Genomic DNA, 18,441 nt, shown 5'->3' with positions numbered 1-18,441 from the left:
GGCCTGAAATTGAATCGTAGGCGCGTGGGCACAGGGTGCCCACCCTACGGCTACGGCCTGAAATTGAATCGTAGGCGCGTGGGCACCCCGTGCCCACCATGCACAGCCGCCCGCTTAACCCTTGATGAAGGCGAGGATGTCGGCGTTGATGACGTCCGCATGCGTCGTCGGCATCCCGTGCGGGAATCCTTTGTAGGTCTTCAGCGTACCCTTCTGCAGGAGCTTGGCGGACAGCACGCCGGAGTCGGCGTACGGCACGATCTGGTCGTCGTCGCCGTGCTGGACCAGCACCGGCAGCGTGATCTTCTTGAGGTCTGCCGTGAAGTCGGTCTGCGAGAACGCGACGACGCCGTCGTAATGGGCCTTGGCGCCGCCCATCATGCCCTGGCGCCACCAGTTCTGGATGATGCCTTCCTGCGGCTTCACGCCCGGACGGTTGAAGCCGTAGAACGGGCCGGACGGCAGGTCGCGGTAGAACTGCGCGCGGTTCGTCGCGACCTGCTGCTGGATGCCGTCGAAGACGTCCTTCGGCAGGCCGCCCGGGTTCGTCGCCGTCTTGACCATGATCGGCGGCACGGCCGCGATCAGCACGGCTTTCGACGCGCGCGACTGGCCGTGGCGGGCCAGGTAGCGCACGACTTCGCCGCCGCCGGTCGAGTGGCCGACGTGGATCGCGCCCTTCAGGTCCAGGTGCTCGACGACGGCCGCCAGGTCGTCGGCGTAGTGGTCCATGTCGTGGCCGGCGCCGACCTGCGTGGAACGGCCGTGGCCGCGGCGGTCGTGCGCGACGACGCGGAAGCCGCGCTCGACGAAATACATCATCTGGGAATCCCAGTCGTCGGAACTCAGCGGCCAGCCGTGCGAGAACACGATCGGCGTGCCGCTGCCCCAGTCCTTGTAGAAGATGTCGACGCCATCCTTCGTGCGCACGTAGCTCGACGTCATGCGGGCGGCGCCGCCTTTCGATTCCGTGGCAGCTTGCGCCGAACCGGCGGCAGCCATCATGGCCAGGGGCAGCGCGGCGGCGCCGCCCAGCATGCTCCGGCGCCTGGCGTTCATATCGTTCATATCGTTCATATCGTTTTCCCTTTCGTTTGGTGTTGTTGCGATGAACCGATGTTCGGCTGCTACGATGCCCGATGCGAGCGGCAAAAAACACGCGCCGGAATGTAGGGTGGGCACGCCATGCCCACGCGTGACGTTCGCGTATCGTTGACGTTACGCCGCCGCCGGTGCCGCTTCCAGCGCCGGCCAGTCCAGCAGCACGAGCCACGCGAGCAGCGCGAGTGCGGGCACAAAGCACCAGAATCCGAACGCCATCCACGCCATGCCGCCTGAGATGCAGCCGAGTGCGAACGCGAGCACGGGCCAGAAGAACTTCACGAAGCGCGCCTTGACGGCCGGCGTGGCGCGGCCCGTGGCCAGGTCGGTCATGTCGATCAGGAGCTCCGTCACGTTGCCGGTCATGACCGTCGTGGGTGCGATGCGGCCCAGCTGCAGCTTGCCGACGGCGTTCTGCACGCCCATTGCCGCGGTGCCCAGCATGCCGGTCACGAGGACCAGCGGCGCTTCCGGACCGGCCAGCGGCGACGCCGCGAGGCCGGCGATCGTGAACAGTGCGAGCAGCACGAACTGCATGCCCAGCAGCGGGCGGGCCGGATTGTGGCCGAGGCGCGCGCAGCGCACGTCCATCAGGCGCGCCACGACGACGCCGGCCGCGAACGCGGGAATCGCAAGGAATTTCAACGGCAGCACGCCGGCGTGCGACGGCCGTGCGAGCTCGCTGCCGATGAGGACGAAGTTGCCCGTCACGTGCGCCGTGAACAGGCCGAACAGGCCGACGAACGCGGACGTGTCGATGTAGCCGGCCAGCAGGCCGAGGCCGACGCCGAGCGTCAGGTCACTGGGTTTCATGGACATGGTCTCCTCCTCAGAACGCAAAGCAGCTGCAGCCGAACGCGCCCCAGAACGCGCCGAAATCCGACACCGGAACATCCGACTTGCGCGCGCGGTCGTGCGCATGCGCGTGGACGGAGCACGCGCCGCGGCACTGGTGCGGCAGCTTTGCGGCGACCGGTTGCTGGACGGGGCGGTAGTGGCCCGGCACCTTCGCCACGGGCGACCACTCGGGCAGCACGGGAATGGCGGGCGGCGCCAGCTTGTCGAACGCACCCTGGCCGAACACGATGCGCCCGCCCACGACGGTCAGCACGGATTCGATGGCCTTGATGGCGTCCTCGTCGACGCGGAAGTAGTCGGCCGAGAGCACCGCGAGGTCGGCCAGCATGCCCGCCTGGATACGGCCTTTCTGTCCCTGTTCGCTGGAGAACCAGGCACTGCCCGCGGTCCACAGCTCCAGCGCCGTGTGGCGGTCGAGACGCGAGCCGGCATCGTACAGGCGCAGGCCGCCGACGGTGCGGCCGGAGACGAGCCAGTACAGCGCCGTCCACGGGTTGTAGCTGGCCACGCGGGTGGCGTCCGTGCCGGCGCCGACGGGCACGCCGGCGTCCAGCATGCGCTTGATCGGCGGCGTCGATTCGGCCGCCTTCGCGCCGTAGCGGTCGACGAAGTACTCGCCCTGGAAGGCCATGCGGTGCTGGATCGCGATGCCGCCGCCCAGCGCCTTCACGCGCTCGATGTTGCGCGGGGTGATGGTCTCGGCGTGGTCGAACATCCAGCGCAGGCCGTTGAACGGGATCTCGCGGTCGACCTTCTCGAACACGTCCAGCATGCGCGAGATGGATTCGTCGTAGGTCGCGTGCAGGCGGAACGGCCAGCGGCTCGACACGAGGTGGCGCACCACTTGCTCGAGTTCATCCTCCATGCCGGCGGGCAGGTCGGGGCGCGGTTCCAAAAAGTCCTCGAAGTCGGCGGCGGAAAACACGAGCATCTCGCCCGCACCGTTGTGGCGGTACCAGTCGCTGCCCTGGCCCGGCGTCACCATCTCCGTCCACTTCTTAAAATCGTCGAGTTCCTTGCCCTTGTTCTGCGTGAACAGGTTGTAGGCGATGCGGATCGTCAGCTGGTCTTGCGCGGCCAGCTGTTCGACGACCTGGTAGTCCTCGGGATAATTCTGGAAGCCGCCGCCCGCGTCGATCGCGCTCGTGAGGCCGAGACGGTTCAGTTCGCGCATGAAGTGGCGGGTCGAATTGATCTGCTGCTCCAGCGGCAGCTTCGGGCCTTTCGCCAGGGTCGCGTACAGGATCATCGCGTTGGGGCGCGCGATCAGCATGCCGGTCGGGTTGCCGGCGGCGTCGCGCACGATTTCTCCTCCGGGCGGGTTCGGCGTCGTCTTGTCGTAGCCGACGGCGCGCAGTGCGGCGCGGTTGAGCAGGGCGCGGTCGTACAGGTGCAGGACGAACACGGGCGTGTCGGGTGCCGCCGCGTTGAGTTCGTCCAGGGTCGGCATGCGCCGTTCCGCGAACTGGAATTCGTTCCAGCCGCCGACCACGCGCACCCATTGCGGGTTCGGGGTGCGGTCGGCCTGCTCCTTCAGCATGCGCAGCGCGTCGGCCAGCGACGGCACGCCTTCCCAGCGCAGCTCGAGGTTGTAGTTCAGGCCGCCGCGGATCAGGTGCAGGTGCGAATCGTTCAGGCCCGGGATGACGGTGTGGCCGTCCAGGTCGATCACGCGGGTCGTGGCGCCGCGATGGCGCATGACGTCGGCGGCGTCACCCACGGCGACGAAGCGGCCGCCGGCGATGGCGACCGCGTCCGCCTGCGGGTTGGAGCGGTCCAGCGTGTGGAAGCGGCCGTTGGTGAGGATCAGGTCGGCGATGGCGGGTAGGTTCATGGTTTCCTCCAGAATGTAAATATATTACTGCGCGCGGCTGTACTGCAGCGGCGACAGGCCCGTGCTGCGGCGGAAGCTGCGGCAGAAATGGCTCTGGTCGGCGAAGTGCAACAGCATGGCGATTTCGCACACGCTGTGGCGGCGGTCCAGCAGCAGCCGGCGCGCGTGCTCGATGCGGCGCCGCATCAGGTAGCGCATGGGCGGGTCGCCCGTCGTGGCGCGGAACAGGCGCGAAAAATAATGGCGCGACAGGCCCGCGTGGCCGGCCAGGTCCGCCAGGGTGAGCGGCTCGGTCAGGTGGTCGTCGATGTAGCGGCAGACGCGGATCACGGGCGCGGGATTTTCAGGCATGGTCGCGGCTTTCGGACGGGGGGACGACGCTGGCGATGCTGCGCACGGGCAGCACGACGCGGAACAGTGCGCCGTGCGGCTCGGCGGCCGTGCATTCGATGCGGCCGCCGTGCGCCTCGACGATGGCGCGGCTGATCGACAGCCCGACGCCCGTGCCGTGCGCCTTGGTCGAATACAGGGCGTCGAAGATGCGCTCGCGGTCGGCCGGGGCGATGCCGGGGCCGTTGTCGCGCACGCGCAGCTCGACCAGTGCCGGGCCGGCCGGCACGGATTCCAGCACGATGCGGCGCGGCCGGTCGCTGACGCCCGCCAGCGCCTCGATCGCGTTCAGCAGCAGGTTGATGAGCACCTGCTGGATCTGGGCGCGGCTCGCGTGGATCTGGCGTTCCGGCAGCAGCAGGCGCGTCTCCAGCTGCACGTTCTGGCGCACCATCAGCGCGCGCAGCAGTTGCGCCACTTCGCCGACCGCCGTGTCCAGTGCGAACATGCTGGCCGCTTCGCCCTCGCGCCGCGCGAGACCGCGCACGCTGCGCACGATGTCGCCGGCCTGGCGGCCGCACGCCGAGATCTGTTCCAGCGCTTCCAGCGCGCGCGTCGTGTCGGGCTGGCCGCGGCGCAGCCAGCGCCGGGCGGCCGCCGCGTGCAGCAGGATCGCGGCCAGCGGCTGGTTGACTTCGTGCGCGATCGTGATGCCCAGTTCTCCGACCGTGCCGGCGCGCGCGGCGCGCGTCTGCTGGTCGTGGTCGGGCGCGGCGGGCGCCGCGTCCCAGGCCAGCATCAGGTCGCGTACGCGGCCGTGCGCGCCCCAGTCGCGCCAGGCGTCCAGCGCGAGCTTGCGGTAGCCCGGCAGCGCGCCGGCGAGGCCGTGGCGGGCGCACAGGCCCGCGGCGCCTTCCCATGCCAGGGCAGCGACCCAGGCCTGGCCGGCCGACTGGGCCTGCGCGGCGGCGCGTTCGTAGGCGGTGAGGGCACGCGCGCCACCGGCGGCATCGTGCTCGGCCGCGAGCGCGAGCAGCGCCATCGCGCCGGCCACGTCGGGCGCGCGCCGGGCCCACGCCTGCAGGGCGCGGCGGTGCGCGCGCAGCGCGGCCGTGGCGCCCGCTACATGGTCGAGCCGCGCCAGCGTCAGCGCGCCGAACAGGTGATACGGCAGCAGCTCGCACGGCGGCGTGACCGGCGTGACGAGCTGGCGGGCGGCGGCCAGCGCCGCACGCGCCGCGCCCGTTTCGCCGCGCAGCCAGGCGGATTGCAGGCTGCCGAGCCAGCACCCGAACTGCATGGCGTCGGCGGGCACGGTCGGCATGTGCGGCGGGCGCGGGCCGTCCGTGAGCGCGCGGAACAGGGCGATGCGGCTGTCCAGCTGGCTGGTGGCGACGGAAACGTTGCCAAACGGGACCGACTGACGGACGGCGTCGGCGTAATGGAGCAGCTCGGCCAGCGGCGCGCCGCACAGCAGGCGCACCCCCGTCCACAGCACGGCGTTGCGGGCCAGCGTGTCCGGACGGCCGGCTTCCAGGCGGCAGGCTTCCGCTTGCAGCAGCGCCGCTTCGCGCAGCGGTGCGCAGCGCGACAGAATGAGCGTGGCGTGGGCGCGCAGCACGGCGCCGGCGACGGCGCGCCCATCGTCATGGCGGGCGCGCACGGCGCACGTTTCGGCGAGCAGCATGGCGCGGCGGCCGCCGTGGAAGCGCTCGAGCGCGACGGCCGCCAGCAGCACGGCGGCCAGCAAGGTGGCGTCGCGCGGGCCGTCCAGCAGCGCGCGCCGGATCTCCGCTTCGATCAGCGCGCCGGGCAAACGGCCCGCATTGAAGGCATCCTGCAGCGCGTCGGCGAGCAGCGGGTCGCAGGCCAGCACGGGGACGTCGGCCAGCGTGGGCAGGCCGGCGTCGCACAGCAGCTGCCAGGCGCGCCGGCAGGCGGCGATATGGGGCTCGGACGCCGCCGCGCCGGCGGCGAGCGGGGCGGGCGGGGCACAAGCAGGTTCGTTAGGTACGGTCGTTCGATTCATGTGCGCGCTCAAGTGTGCCGCCGGCGCGAATTGGGCCGGGGCTGAACCAGTATCGCGGCCTTGTAGGACAATCCCCTCATACGAAAGGAGGATCGATGCGGGTCTTGAATGAATGGCGAGCATCGCAGCCTCAGGCGGGGAAGGGCCGCCCGAGCAGCGGCAGGTCGTGGCGGCGCGCGCCGGTCGCGTTGGCCAGCCCGTTCGCGAGCGCGGCCGCCATCGGGCCCTGCGCGGCTTCCGCGACACCCAGGAAGGGTAGGCCGGGCTGGTCCAGCAGGTCGACGTCGATCCGCTCCGGCACCCCGGAAAAGCGCAGGATGGGGTAGGTGCTCCAGTCCATGCTGGCGATGCCGTCCGGGCCGTAGCGCAGCTGTTCGTGCAGGGTCCAGCTGGCGGCCTGGATGATGCCGCCTTCGAGCTGGTTGCGCGCGCCGTCCGGATTCACGACCTGGCCGCAGTCGGCGGCGCAGGCCACGCGGACGATGCGCACGGTGTTCTTGTCCTTGTCGACCGCGAGTTCCAGCGCGATCGCGACGTAGGCCATGATGTTCTTGTACTGGCCGAACCCGAAGCCGTAGCCGTGTCCCGGCGCCGGCTTCGACTTGCCCCAGCCGAAGCGCGCGGCCGCCTTTTCGATGACGGCGCGGGCGCGCGGCTCGTTCCCCAGATGGTCGAGGCGCAGGCGCACGGGGTCGGCGCCGGCCAGCTGCGCCAGCTGGTCCATCGTCCCTTCGATCGCCGTGATGTTGATGTGCGCCCCGAGCGAGCGCATCGCGGAGCTGCGCAGCGGCGTCACCGGCAGAAAATGGTTCACGACGCGCGCGTTCGGGATCGCGTACAACGGCAGCGCGTTGCGGTCGCCGCCGCCTTCCGGCATCGGCATCGGCTGCGACGGCGACGGCGCAATCGGCTGCGCCAGCAGCCACGCGGGGACCAGCTTGCCCGCGTTGCCGGGCCGTTCGTTGTGCGAACCGCTCCACAGCGCGTAATCCCAGTGCGAGATGCGGCCCTGGCCGTCGAGCGCCGCGCGCACGGTCGTCACCATCGCGGGGCCATACGGCTCCCACAGGTTTTCCTGGTCGCGCATCAGCTGCACGCGCACGGGCACGCCGGGCACGGCGCGCGCCAGCAGCGCCGCATCGGCCGCCACGTCGTCGGCGCCGTTCTGGCCATAGCAGCCCGACCCCTCCGTGTGGATGCAGCGGACTTTAGCGAGCGGCATGCCGGTGAGTTCCGCCAGCGCGGCCCGGAGCGGATACACGCCCTGCGTGTGCGTCCAGACGGTCAGCATGTCCCCGTCCAGCCGGGCGACGGCGCACGACGGGCCGATCGAGCCGTGCATGACATACTGCTTCGTGTAGCGGGCGGAGATGCCGGGGCCGGCCGCGGGCGTGTCCACCTTGCCGCGGTCGAGGATGGTGATGTTCTGTGCGGGCAATGCCTGCAGGGTCGCGTGGATCGCGTCTGCCCGCGGCAGCGGCGCGCCGCCCTGCCATTGCGCGTTCGCGGTCAGCGCGTTCATCGCCTGGATCGCGCGCCATTCGTCGTCCGCCAGCACGGCCAGGTAGTCGCCGTCGCGCACCACCTGGCGCACGCCCGGCAGGCGCCGGATGGCGTCGAGGTCGGCGCGCACGAGCTTCGCGCCCGGACGCGGCGGCCGCACGACGCGGGCATGCAGCATGCCGGGCAGGCGCATGTCCTGCACGTACGCCGCGCCGCCCGTGACTTTCGCCGGGATGTCGAAGCGGGCCAGTGGCTTGCCGATCAGGCGGTAGCGCGCGGGTGGACGCAATGGCGACGTTTCGCTGGCCGCGCGGTGCAACCCGGCCGCGTCCAGGCCGCGCAGCGCTTCGCCGTAATGCATGCTGCGGCCGTCGGGGCCGACGGCGCGGCCCGCGCGCAGGAAGACCGTCTCCGGCCCCACGCGCCACTGCGCCGCCGCGCCCCGGCGCAGCAGCGCCGCCACCTGGCTCGACGCATGCAGCAGCGCGCTGCCGCTGTCGGCCATCGTGTGGCTGCCGGCCGTGAAACCCTCGTTCGGCGTGCGCGCCGTGTCGCCCTGCACGAACTCGATGTCGCCCGGCTGCAGTTCCAGCTGTTCGAGCGCGACCTGCGCGAGCGCCGTGCGCACGCCGGTGCCCAGTTCGACCTTGCCGCTGAAGACCGTCACCTTGCCGTCGGGCGCCAGGCGGATCCACGCGTCCAGGAAGGGCGTGCGCTGCAGGCTGCCGGCCAGTTTGGCATTGGCGACCGGCGGCACGCCCATGCCGTTGAATTCGGCGCGCGCGGCGCGCGGCAGCAGCGCGAACGCGAGGACGAGGGCACCGCCTTCGAGGAAGGCGCGGCGGCCTTGATTGACTTCATTCATGCGGGTTCTCCCGCCGCGGCGCGGATGGCCGCGAGGATGCGGTGGTGCGTGCCGCAGCGGCACAAATTCGGTTCCATGTGGCGGCGGATTTGCTCGTCGGTCGGATGCGGCACCTTGTCGAGCAGGGCCTGCGCCCGCACGATCATGCCGGCGATGCAATAGCCGCACTGCGCCGCCTGGTGCTCGATGAACGCGGCCTGCAGCCTGCCCGGCCTGGCGGCGCTGCCGAGACCCTCCACGGTGCGTACCTTGCGCCCCGCGCAGGCGGCCAGCGGCGTCACGCAGGAAAACACGGGCTTGCCGTCCAGCTGCACCGTGCAGGCGCCGCACTGGCCCATGCCGCAGCCGAACTTGGCGCCGTTCAGGTGCAATTCATTGCGCAGCACGTACAGCAGCGGCGTGGCGGGATCCGCGCGCAGGTCGTGCGCGCGGCCGTTGATCTCGACCTTGATCATGGTTGCATCTCCTTGCGCAGCTTCGCGCTCGCGGCGGCCACGTCGAACCAGGCGGGACGGCCGGCGCCCGTGCGCACCCACGCGGCCAGCTCGGCAACCTGGGCGTCGGACAGCACGTCGGCGAACGGCGGCATGTAGGCGGCAGCCGCGCCACCGGGCGCGGGGCGTTCCCACGGGATCCCGTGCAGCACGGTCTGGATGAAATTGGATGCATCGTCGCCCAGCACGGCGCTGCTGCGGTCGAGACCCGGCCGTCCGCCGAGACGCATCATCGGTGCCGACGGCGTGTGGCAGCCGGCGCAGGCGGCCGCGAACAGGGCGGCGCCGGACGATCCGGTTCGTGCGACCGCCGGGACGGCCGTTGCCGTTGCGGTTGCGGGCTGCTGGATCGTCATCAGGTAGGCGGCCATCGCCGCGACGTCCGCGCGCGGCACGCCGGCCAGCCGTTCCGTCACGGGCCGCATCGGCCCCTTCGCGGCACCGTGCGTGAGCGACAGGCCGCCCTGCAGATAATCCGCGAGTTCGGCGCGCGTCCACGGCGCATCGCCTTGCGCGAGGCGAGTGAGCGCGGGCGCATGCCAGCCGTCGACGGTGCCGCCCTGGAACGCGGGACTGCGCTCGCCGCCCAGCAGATTCATGCCGCTGTGGCAGGAGGCGCAGTGGCCCAGCGTGTCGACGAGGTAGCGGCCCCGTTCGACCTGGCCCGCGCCCGGCGCCGCGCCGTCGCCGGGACGCAGGTACAAGGCATTCCAGAACGCGAGCAGGGGCCGGAAATTCAGCGGGAACGCGAGGTCGTTAGTCGGCTGTTTTACGCGCACCGGCGGGCGCGACATCAGCCAGGCGTAGGCCAGTTCGATGTCCTCGTCGGACATCCTCGTGTAATGGATGTAGGGGAAGGCGGGATACAGCAGGTGGCCGTCGCGCGCCACGCCTTCGCGCAGCGCACGCTTGAATGCGGCGCAGGTCCAGCGGCCGATGCCCGTCTCGGGATCGGGCGTGATGTTGGTGCTGTAGATGATGCCGAACGGCGTCTTCAGACCGAGGCCGCCGGCATAGGCGGGACCGTCGGGCGCGGTATGGCACACCATGCAGTCGCCCAGCGCCACGACGCGTGCGCCGGCCGCGAGGACGGCGGCGGAGGGTGGCGGCGGCGGGCCGGCGGCGGGTGCGATCGCGGCCGGGCGGGTCCAGGCATACAGGCCGCCCAGTACGACGGCCACGAAGGCGGTGCCGGCGGCGGCGAGGGTGCGCAGTCTCATCGTGGATTCCTTGATTCGGTTGCGGCGATTGTCGATTCATGGCCGCCCCATCGTCTAGTTATACAAAGGGATACCGGCTGGCCGTCACTGTAGCGCCGGACGGCCCGGTCGATTGATGCTTTTGGCGCAAGAGTGTCTTGCGCGGCAGGCGCCGACGCGCGCGCCGCCGACGCGGTATGCTGGACGTTCGCAGGAGATCGCCATGACAGCCTTAACTTACAACCGCGCCTGGCACCGCGTGCTCGGCGCGGGGCACCTCACGCTGGGCCTGATGACGCCTCTCGCCCGCGCGCCCGGCGCACCGGCCGACAGCGCGCGCGAGGCGGCGCTGGCTGCCCGCGCCGACGCGCTCGGCATCGCCGCGCTGTGGGCCCGCGACGTGCCGCTGATCGTCCCGCAGGGCAGCACGAGAGAAGCCGCCGTGCTGGACGATCCGTTCATCTGGCTGACGCTGCTGGCCGGCGCGACGGCGTCCACCGCATTGGGCACCGCCGCCGCCGTGCTGCCGCTGCGCCATCCGCTGCATGTCGCCAAGGCCGCGTGGTCGCTGGACCGGCTGAGCGGCGGCCGCTTCATCCTCGGCCTCGGCTCGGGCGACCGGCCGGAGGAACTGGCGCCGTTCGGCGTCGACACCGCGCCGGAAGTCCTGTTCCGCGAGCGCTGGCAGACGTTGGCCGCCGCCCTGTCGACGGATGCGCAGGTGCGTGCCGACCTGCTCGAGGGCACGGGCGGCTACGCGCCGACACCGGTACCGGGCGCGCGCATCCCGCTGCTCGCGGTCGGCACGGCGCGCCAGTCGCTGCAATGGATCGCGGCGCACGCGGACGGCTGGGCCACGTACCACCGCGAGGAAGCGCGCCAGCAGGGCCGCATCGCGCTGTGGCAGCGGGCGCTGGAAGAGCGGGCCGGCGGGGTATCGAAACCGTTCGTGCAGTCGCTGCAGCTGGAACTGCTGGCCGACCCGGACGCGCCCGCGGAACCGCTGGAACTGGGCCTGCGCGCCGGCCGCCGTGCGCTGCTGGTCTATTTCGAGCGGATGGCGGCGTTGGGCGTGGCGCACATGCTCGTCAACCTGCAGGGGCCGCGGACGGTCGAGGACCAGGTCGAGGAACTGGGGCGCGAGATCGTGCCGCGGCTGCCTACGCTGGCGGTGCGCCAGGTTGGCCGCTGAGGTGGTCGCCCAGGTCCTGTTCCGCGAGATGCTCGGCCAGCAGGTCGACGAAGGCGCGGATCTTCGTCGAGTTGCGCCGGCTCGCGGGATACAGCGCGTACAGCCCGACGTCCATCGGGCCCGGATTGACGCGGTAGCCGGGCAGCACCCGCACGAGCGTGCCCGCGCGCAGGTCGCGCTGCACGAGCCAGCGCGCGAGCATGGCGATGCCAAGGCCGCCCAGCGCCGCCTGGCGCAGCACTTCCGAATTATTGGCGTGAACGACGCCGCGCACCTCGACGTCTTCCGCGTCGGCTTTCGAATCGTCGGCCTGCAGGCGCCACGTGCGGCGGCCGGCGCCGAACGCGAACTGCAGGCAGTCGTGCGCCGCGAGCGCGATCGGCGTCTCCGGCGCGCCATGCGCGGCCAGGTAGGCCGGGCTGGCGCACAGCACGCGGTCGTGGGCGGCGAGCTTGCGCGCGACGAGGTTCGATTGCGGGTCGAGGCTGCCGATGCGGATCGCCACGTCGATCGCTTCGTCGACGAGGTTGGCGGGCGCGTCGTCCAGGCGCAGGTCGAGCGTCAGGCGCGGGTGGCGCGCGCGCAGCGCGGGCAGGATCGGCGCGACGTACAGGGTGCTGAAGGTGACGGGCGCCGCCACGCGCAGCACGCCGGCCGCGCCGTCCGCCGCCGCTTCGTCGGCCGCGTCGAGGCGTTCCAGGATGCGCAGGGCTTCCTCGTAATACGTGCGGCCCGCGTCCGTCAAGGTGACGCTGCGGGTGGAACGGTTGAGCAGCACGGCGCCGAGGCGGCCTTCGAGGGCGTCGACGAGGCGCGCGACCGACGAGGTGACGAGTCCGAGCCGGCGCGCGGCGGGCGAGAAGCCGCCGGTGGCGGCGACGGTGCAGAAGGCCTTCAGTTCGGCGAAGCGGTCCATCGTATCCTCATGTCGTGTGTGGTTTTACGCTACTCATACCAAAGGATACTGTGCCGCGCGCCGATCTGCGTCTACCATGGTTTCATGATCGATTCGGCCCGATTGGGAGGGGATGATGCGTTACTACCTGACGTTCGCGCTGCTGGGCCTCCTGATGGGCGGCCTGTGTATCGTGCTGGAAGTGCATACGGCGGCGCCGGCCGTCGCGATGATGGGGTTGTTCGGCGCCAGCGACGCGCCGGCGCCCGCGCCCGCGGAGGGCGCGGCGCTGCCGGCGTAAGGTCGACCTGTGACCGGATCAGGAACGGAGGAACGCGAGCAGGTCGGCGTTCAGGCGGTCCTTGTGGGTGAAGGCCAGGCCGTGCGGGCCGCCTTCGTAGACGACCAGGCGGCCCTGCGGCAGGATCTCGACGGCGCGGCGCGCGGTGGTGTCGATCGGGACGATCTGGTCGTCGCTGCCGTGGATGACGAGGGTCGGGATCGTCATCTTTTGGAGGTCTTCCGTGAAGTCGGTTTCCGAGAACTGCTTGATGCACTCGTAGGCGGCGCGCACGCTGCACTGCATGCCCTGCAGCCAGAACGTGTCGCGCGCGCCCTGCGAATCCTTGGCGCCCTCGCGGTTGAAGCCGTAGAACGGGATGCTCAGGTCCTTGAAGAACTGGGCGCGGTCGGCCTGCACGCCCGCGCGGATGCCGTCGAACACGGACATCGGCACGCCGTTCGGGTTCGCGTCCGACTTGGCCATCTGCGGCGTCACCGCGCCCACCAGCACGGCACGCTTGACGCGGCCGGTACCGTGGCGGCCGATGTAGCGCGCGACTTCGCCGCCGCCGGTCGAGTGGCCGACATGGGTCACGTCGGTCAGGTCCAGCGCTTCGACCAGTTGCGCAAGGTCGTCCGCGTAGTCGTTCATGTGGTTGCCGTGCCAGGGCTTGCTCGACAGGCCGTGGCCGCGGCGGTCGTGGGCGATGACGCGGTAGCCGTGGTTCGCCAGGAACATCATCTGGTCTTCCCAGGCGTCGCCCTGCAGCGGCCAGCCGTGGCTGAACACGACGGCGGGACCGTGGCCCCAGTCCGTGAAGTGGATGATGGTCCCGTCGCGGGTCGTGATGGTGTTGGCGGTGCGGGTGATGGTCATGGCGTGTCCCTTCGGGTTGGTGGCTGGAAGCCGGAAGGGACAGCGCGCGCCGCCGCATCCGGACCCGGACATTGTCGGGAGCGGCGCGCGGGCGGTCTAGTCATACGAACGTATAGGTTTTGCTTACCCGGCGGTATCGGGTGTTGCCTTCTCGACCGGACAGTTGAGGGCGAGCATGCGGTCCACCGGCGCCGACGCGCGCATGCGCTCGCGCCACCACTTCAGCGCCGCGCCTTCCTCGCCCGTGCGCCACGCCATGTACAGCGTCTCGTCCGGCTTCGGTTCCTCGACTTCCTTCTGCACGAGGCGGCCGGCCGCGATGTCGGCGCGCGCCCACGCCTCGGGCAGGAAGCCGAAGCCGAGGCCCGCCAGCTGGAATTCGTATTTCGTCTGCATGTCGGGCACGGTCAGGGTGTCCTGGCCGAACAGCAGGCCCACCGTGCGCGCCTGCAGCAGCCGGACGGAGTCGGCGACGGACACCGCGCGGTGCGCCGTCAGCTCCGCCTTGCCCAGGCGGTGCCGGACCCTGGCCAGCGGGTGGGAAGGCGCGACGACGAACACGAACGACATCGTCCCCAGCGGTTCGGCCGTATAGCCGCCGCCGGATGGCCCTTCGCCGGCCGCGCCGACGAGGAGGTCGACGCGGCGGTCGAGCAGGCTTTCCCACGTGCCGGACAACGCTTCGCGCACGATGCGCAACCGGGTCTGGTCGGCCACTTCATAAAAGGCGCGGATGTCGTCCCGCAGGCCGAGCGGGGCGAGTGCGGAGTCCATGCCGATGGTGAATTCGGTCTCCCAGCCGGAGGCCACGCGGCGCACGCGCCTCTCCAGGTCGCCCGCGGCCTTGAGCAGGTAGCGGCCTTCCTTCAGCAGCTCTTCGCCGGCCGGCGTGAGGACGACGCGCGGGCCGAAGCGCTCGAACAGCTGCACGCCCAGGTCGTCCTCCAGCTTGGAGACGGTGTACGAGATCGTCGACGGCACGCGATACAGTTCCTTCGCGGCGGCCGAGAAGCTGCCGCGGCGGGCGATCGTGTCGACGGTGAGGAGGGCGTCCAGGCTGAGTCTGAGCATGTGCGGGCAATCGAGGGCGAGGGGCGCATCGTATCAGGCGCGCGCCCACTTCGACAACGTCCTTCCGATACGGGCGCGGAACGCCTGCACCCGATCCGGCGCGAGCGACTCGGCCCGGTCAGGTCTTCGACGACCACGTCGTGGCCGTGGGCGGTGAGGGTGGAGATGGCGTGCTGCGCCAGCGCGCGGCACAGGCTGTCATGGACGGGGTGGGCGATCACGACGAGACACTTCATGAATGATTTCCTGAGTAATAACCGTCGCCCCCGCGGAGGCGGGGCCCAATTTTGAGTGCGCTACCACTAAGCGTGTAACTTGGGTTCCCGCCTTCGCGGGAACGACGTGTCAGGTATGCAGGCCCAATTCATCCGCCGCCTCCTTGCGCAGCATGAACTTCTGGATCTTCCCCGTCACCGTCATCGGAAACCCGTCCACGAAACGGATATAGCGCGGGATCTTGTAGTGCGCGATCTGCCCCTGGCAAAAGGCGCGGATCTCGTCCGCGTCCGCATGTTCGCCCGGCCGCAGCACGATGCACGCGCACAGTTCTTCTCCGTATTTCGGGTCGGGCACGCCCACGCACTGCACGTCCAGCACCTTCGGATGGCGATACAAGAACTCCTCGACCTCGCGCGGGTAGATGTTCTCGCCGCCGCGGATCACCATGTCCTTGGCGCGGCCCACGATGCGGCAATAGCCGTCCGCGTCCAGCGTGGCAAGGTCGCCCGTGTGCATCCAGCCGGCCGGGTCGATCGCCTCGCGCGTGCGAGCCTCGTCGCCCCAGTAGCCGAGCATCACCGAGTAGCCGCGCGTGAGCAGCTCCCCGGTTTCCCCGCGCGGGACGACCTGGCCCTCCGCGTCGACGATCTTGACTTCCAGGTGCGGGTGGATCCGCCCGACCGTGCCCACGCGGCACGCGAGCGGGTCGTCGACGGAGGTCTGGAAGCTGACGGGCGACGTCTCCGTCATGCCGTAGGCGATCGTGATCTCGTCCATGTGCATTTGCCGGATCACGCGCTGCATGACTTCCATCGGGCAGGGCGAGCCTGCCATGATCCCCGTGCGCAGGCTGCCCAGGTCGAACGATGCGAACCCGGGATGGTCCAGCAGCGCGATGAACATCGTCGGCACGCCGTGCAGCGCCGTGCAGCGCTCGGCCTGCACGGTGGCCAGCACCGCGCCGGCATCGAAGCCTTCGCCGGGATAGACCATCGCGGCGCCGTGCGTCATGCAGGCGAGGTTCCCCAGCACCATGCCGAAGCAGTGGTACAGCGGGACGGGGATGCACAGGCGGTCGCGTTCCGTCAGGCGCATCGCCTCGCCGATGAAGAAGCCGTTGTTCAGGATGTTGTGGTGCGTGAGCGTGGCACCCTTCGGCGCGCCCGTCGTGCCGGACGTGAACTGGATGTTGACCGGGTCGTCGAACTGCAGGGTGCGCGCCACCGCGTGCAGGCGCGCCATGTCGGCCGGGGTCGCGCATTGCGCCACGGTGTCGAAGGCCAGCATGCCCGGTGTGGATTCGTGACCGAGGCGGATCACGTGGCGCAGCTCGGGCAGCGTCGCGCTGCGCAGTTCGCCCGGTGCGGCGCCATCGAGTTCGGGCACGAGGTCGCGCAGCATGCCGAGGTAGTCGCTCGATTTGAAGCCGGGCGCGAGGATCAGCGCGCGGCAGCCGACCTTGGCCAGCGCGTATTCCAGCTCGGCGCGGCGGTAGGCCGGATTGATGTTGACCATGACGAGGCCGGCCTTGGCGGTGGCGAATTGCGTGAGCACCCATTCCGCGCGGTTCTGCGACCAGATGCCGATGCGGTCGCCGGGCTGCAAGCCCAGGCCCAGCAGGCCGGCCGCGAGCCGGTCGGCCCTTTCGCGCAATTGGCGCCAGCTCCAGCGCACGCACTGGTGCGGGATGACGAGCGCATCGCGGTCGGGATGGCGCTCGGCGATGCGGTCGAGGTGGGCCCCGATCGTGTCGCCGATGAGGGGGAGCGAGTGCGCTCCGTGGACGTAGCTGGCTTGCATCTGTGTCTCCTGTTTATCCCTTCCGACACAGTGTAGCGTCCATGCGCGGCGGTCGATTGTCGAAAAAATCGATGATAGACCGTAAAACAACTCGTTTTTCTTCTTGCCTGGCACCGACCATAATGCTTTCCATGGAAACGCGCTTTCGAGGGCAATAAGCCAGCAGGAAAGCGCAGTGTGTTCGAACTGTTCGAACACCCAAATCACGATCACAAGGAGAACATCATGCTGAAAGTACGTAAAAGCGCGGACCGCGGTGCCGCCAGTTTCGGTTGGCTGCGCTCGCAGCACACCTTCTCGTTCGGTCACTACTACGATCCGGCCCACATGAACGTCGGCCCGCTGCGGGTGATCAACGAAGACCGCGTGGCTCCGGGCCGCGGCTTCGATCCGCACAGCCACAAGAACATGGAGATCATCTCCTACGTGCTGGACGGCGCGCTGGAGCACAAGGACAGCATGGGCAACGGTTCGGTCCTGCGCTACGGCGACGTGCAGCGCATGAGCGCCGGCACCGGCGTCACCCACAGCGAGTACAACCACTCGGCGACGGAATCCGTGCACTTCCTGCAGATCTGGGTGATCCCGGCCGAGGCGGGCGGCGAGCCGGGCTACGAAGAGAAGCACTTCGACACGGACAGCAAACGCGGCACGCTGCGCCTGATCGCGTCGAACGACGGCCGCGACGGTTCCGTGTCGCTGCGCCAGGACGCCGCTATCTACGCGACGATCCTCGATGGCAGCGAGCGCGCCGACCATGCGCTGCTGCCGGGCCGCCAGGCCTACGTGCAAGTGGCGCGGGGCAGCCTGACCGTGAACGGCTGCGCCCTGGAAGCCGGCGACGCCGTCCAGGTCAGCGACGAGGCCGTCGTGGCGCTGTCGGACGCGAAGGATGCGGAAGTGCTGCTGTTCGACCTGCCGGTCTGAACCTGGTGAACATTAACGAGTCAAACGCAACGATATTCAAGGAGAAATTCATGGAAACCACTAAGCTCTACCCCGTCGGCCGCGCCCTGGTGGGCGCCCTGTTCCTGGCATCGGGCATCAACAAGATCATCGGCTTCGGCTACGTGGCCGGATGGATGAACAGCCTGGGCATCCCGGCGGCCGGGTTGCTGCTGGCGTGCGCGATCCTGCTCGAGGTCGGCGGCGGCCTGGCGCTGGTCACCGGGATCCAGGCGAAATACGCGGCGCTGGCGCTGGCGCTGTTCACGGTGCCCGTCACCCTGATCTTCCACGGCTTCTGGCATGTGGACGCGGCCGAGTTCCAGAACCAGCTGAACCACTTCCTGAAGAACGTGGCGATCTTCGGCGGCTTGCTGGCCCTGTTCGACGTCGAACGCCAGCGCGAGACGAGCGCCGCACGAGTGAACGTACTGCGCAGCCGGGCAGCCTGAGAATGACAACGCGCCGCGGCCGGCGGCGCACGTGACGTACAATTTGTCCGCGACCTGGCGTACACGGGTGGCGGACATCCACGCAAACGAAAGAGACGAGGAGAACGAGCCATGGAAGTGACGACGCATCGCGGCACGGGGCCGCTGCAGCAGGTGATCGAGATCGGCCAACACCGCATCCTGACGGACGTGAAGCCGGAATTCGGCGGCGAGGACAGCGGCCCGGAACCGCACGACATCCTGGCCGCCGCGCTGGCGGCCTGCACGACGCTCACCGTGAGCCTGTACGCCAGGCGCAAGGGCTATCCGCTGGACGAGATCAAGGTCTCGATCAAGCATGGCCAGGAAGGCGCGGCCTACGGCCTGCACCGCACGATCGAATACATCGGCGCGCTGGACGACGAGACGAAGGCCCGCCTGACCGACATCGCCAACAAATGCCCGGTGCACAAGACGCTGTCCGGGACCATCCAGATCACCACGGAGGCACGCTGA

The 18,441-nt window shown here is 69.9% G+C and carries 17 protein-coding genes; 5 read left to right on the top strand and 12 right to left on the bottom strand.

Annotated elements, in window-relative coordinates:
• Positions 1–114: 114 nt before the first annotated feature.
• The 8 genes from ACL58G_RS23610 to ACL58G_RS23575 form a co-directional block, all read right to left on the bottom strand.
• Positions 115–945: an alpha/beta fold hydrolase gene (locus tag ACL58G_RS23610; RefSeq protein WP_413389103.1), complete on the bottom strand. Its 831-nt coding sequence runs from the start codon at positions 943–945 to the stop codon at positions 115–117.
• 273 nt (positions 946–1,218) lie between these two features.
• Positions 1,219–1,914: a YoaK family protein gene (locus tag ACL58G_RS23605; RefSeq protein ID WP_440963365.1), complete on the bottom strand. Its 696-nt coding sequence runs from the start codon at positions 1,912–1,914 to the stop codon at positions 1,219–1,221.
• 16 nt (positions 1,915–1,930) lie between these two features.
• The gene (locus tag ACL58G_RS23600) at positions 1,931–3,793 is read right to left on the bottom strand and encodes an amidohydrolase (RefSeq protein ID WP_440963364.1); all 1,863 of its coding nucleotides are present in this window, start codon (positions 3,791–3,793) and stop codon (positions 1,931–1,933) included.
• A 24-nt stretch (positions 3,794–3,817) separates the two neighbouring features.
• Complete coding sequence (locus ACL58G_RS23595; protein WP_056131176.1) at positions 3,818–4,144, bottom strand: helix-turn-helix domain-containing protein; 327 nt, start codon at positions 4,142–4,144, stop codon at positions 3,818–3,820.
• Positions 4,137–6,152 (bottom strand): sensor histidine kinase, encoded by a 2,016-nt coding sequence (locus tag ACL58G_RS23590; RefSeq protein WP_440963363.1) that lies wholly within the window; start codon positions 6,150–6,152, stop codon positions 4,137–4,139. The genes ACL58G_RS23595 and ACL58G_RS23590 overlap by 8 nt, the downstream gene beginning before the upstream one ends.
• A 130-nt stretch (positions 6,153–6,282) precedes the next feature.
• The gene (locus tag ACL58G_RS23585; RefSeq protein WP_440963362.1) at positions 6,283–8,520 is read right to left on the bottom strand and encodes a molybdopterin cofactor-binding domain-containing protein; all 2,238 of its coding nucleotides are present in this window, start codon (positions 8,518–8,520) and stop codon (positions 6,283–6,285) included.
• The gene (locus ACL58G_RS23580; protein WP_440963361.1) at positions 8,517–8,975 is read right to left on the bottom strand and encodes a (2Fe-2S)-binding protein; all 459 of its coding nucleotides are present in this window, start codon (positions 8,973–8,975) and stop codon (positions 8,517–8,519) included. Before ACL58G_RS23580 ends, ACL58G_RS23585 begins: the two co-directional genes overlap by 4 nt.
• Positions 8,972–10,234 carry a cytochrome c gene (locus ACL58G_RS23575; RefSeq protein ID WP_440963360.1) on the bottom strand — a complete coding sequence of 421 codons (1,263 nt, stop codon included), beginning with the start codon at positions 10,232–10,234 and terminating at the stop codon, positions 8,972–8,974. Before ACL58G_RS23575 ends, ACL58G_RS23580 begins: the two co-directional genes overlap by 4 nt.
• A 202-nt stretch (positions 10,235–10,436) precedes the next feature.
• On the opposite strand from ACL58G_RS23575, the gene ACL58G_RS23570 reads away from it, so the two are divergent.
• On the top strand, positions 10,437–11,405 hold the full coding sequence (locus ACL58G_RS23570) for a TIGR03571 family LLM class oxidoreductase (protein ID WP_440963359.1): 969 nt from the start codon (positions 10,437–10,439) through the stop codon (positions 11,403–11,405).
• Here the strand turns inward: ACL58G_RS23570 and ACL58G_RS23565 are convergent.
• Complete coding sequence (locus tag ACL58G_RS23565) at positions 11,374–12,321, bottom strand: LysR family transcriptional regulator (protein WP_440963358.1); 948 nt, start codon at positions 12,319–12,321, stop codon at positions 11,374–11,376. The genes ACL58G_RS23570 and ACL58G_RS23565 overlap by 32 nt on opposite strands.
• Before the next feature lie 115 nt (positions 12,322–12,436).
• On the opposite strand from ACL58G_RS23565, the gene ACL58G_RS23560 reads away from it, so the two are divergent.
• The gene (locus tag ACL58G_RS23560; protein WP_413388145.1) at positions 12,437–12,601 is read left to right on the top strand and encodes a hypothetical protein; all 165 of its coding nucleotides are present in this window, start codon (positions 12,437–12,439) and stop codon (positions 12,599–12,601) included.
• 18 nt (positions 12,602–12,619) lie between these two features.
• Here the strand turns inward: ACL58G_RS23560 and ACL58G_RS23555 are convergent, their stop codons facing one another.
• The 3 genes from ACL58G_RS23555 to ACL58G_RS23545 all read right to left on the bottom strand — a co-directional run bounded on the left by ACL58G_RS23555 (position 12,620) and on the right by ACL58G_RS23545 (position 16,549).
• Complete coding sequence (locus tag ACL58G_RS23555) at positions 12,620–13,459, bottom strand: alpha/beta fold hydrolase (RefSeq protein WP_413388146.1); 840 nt, start codon at positions 13,457–13,459, stop codon at positions 12,620–12,622.
• 123 nt (positions 13,460–13,582) lie between these two features.
• Positions 13,583–14,530, bottom strand: a complete 948-nt coding sequence (locus tag ACL58G_RS23550) for a LysR substrate-binding domain-containing protein (RefSeq protein ID WP_440963357.1) — start codon at positions 14,528–14,530, stop codon at positions 13,583–13,585.
• Positions 14,531–14,875: 345 nt separating this feature from the next.
• Entirely contained in the window at positions 14,876–16,549 is a 1,674-nt protein-coding gene (locus ACL58G_RS23545) for an AMP-binding protein (protein WP_413388148.1), read from the bottom strand.
• Between the two features lie 225 nt (positions 16,550–16,774).
• Between ACL58G_RS23545 and ACL58G_RS23540 the strand changes: the two genes are divergently transcribed.
• The 3 genes from ACL58G_RS23540 (at position 16,775) to ACL58G_RS23530 (ending at position 18,441) form a co-directional block, all read left to right on the top strand.
• Positions 16,775–17,476, top strand: coding sequence for a pirin family protein (locus ACL58G_RS23540; RefSeq protein ID WP_440963356.1), 702 nt, complete (start codon positions 16,775–16,777; stop codon positions 17,474–17,476).
• A gap of 50 nt (positions 17,477–17,526) precedes the next feature.
• The gene (locus ACL58G_RS23535; RefSeq protein ID WP_440963355.1) at positions 17,527–17,946 is read left to right on the top strand and encodes a DoxX family protein; all 420 of its coding nucleotides are present in this window, start codon (positions 17,527–17,529) and stop codon (positions 17,944–17,946) included.
• Positions 17,947–18,057: 111 nt separating this feature from the next.
• Complete coding sequence (locus ACL58G_RS23530) at positions 18,058–18,441, top strand: OsmC family protein (protein ID WP_440963354.1); 384 nt, start codon at positions 18,058–18,060, stop codon at positions 18,439–18,441.

It is taken from the genome of Massilia sp. GER05, assembly GCF_052056005.1.
In the GTDB taxonomy this organism is placed as follows: Bacteria; Pseudomonadota; Gammaproteobacteria; order Burkholderiales; family Burkholderiaceae_D; genus Telluria; species Telluria orientalis.
The sequence above is the reverse complement of the archived record's forward strand: the minus strand, read 5'-3'. Positions and strand labels throughout refer to the sequence as shown.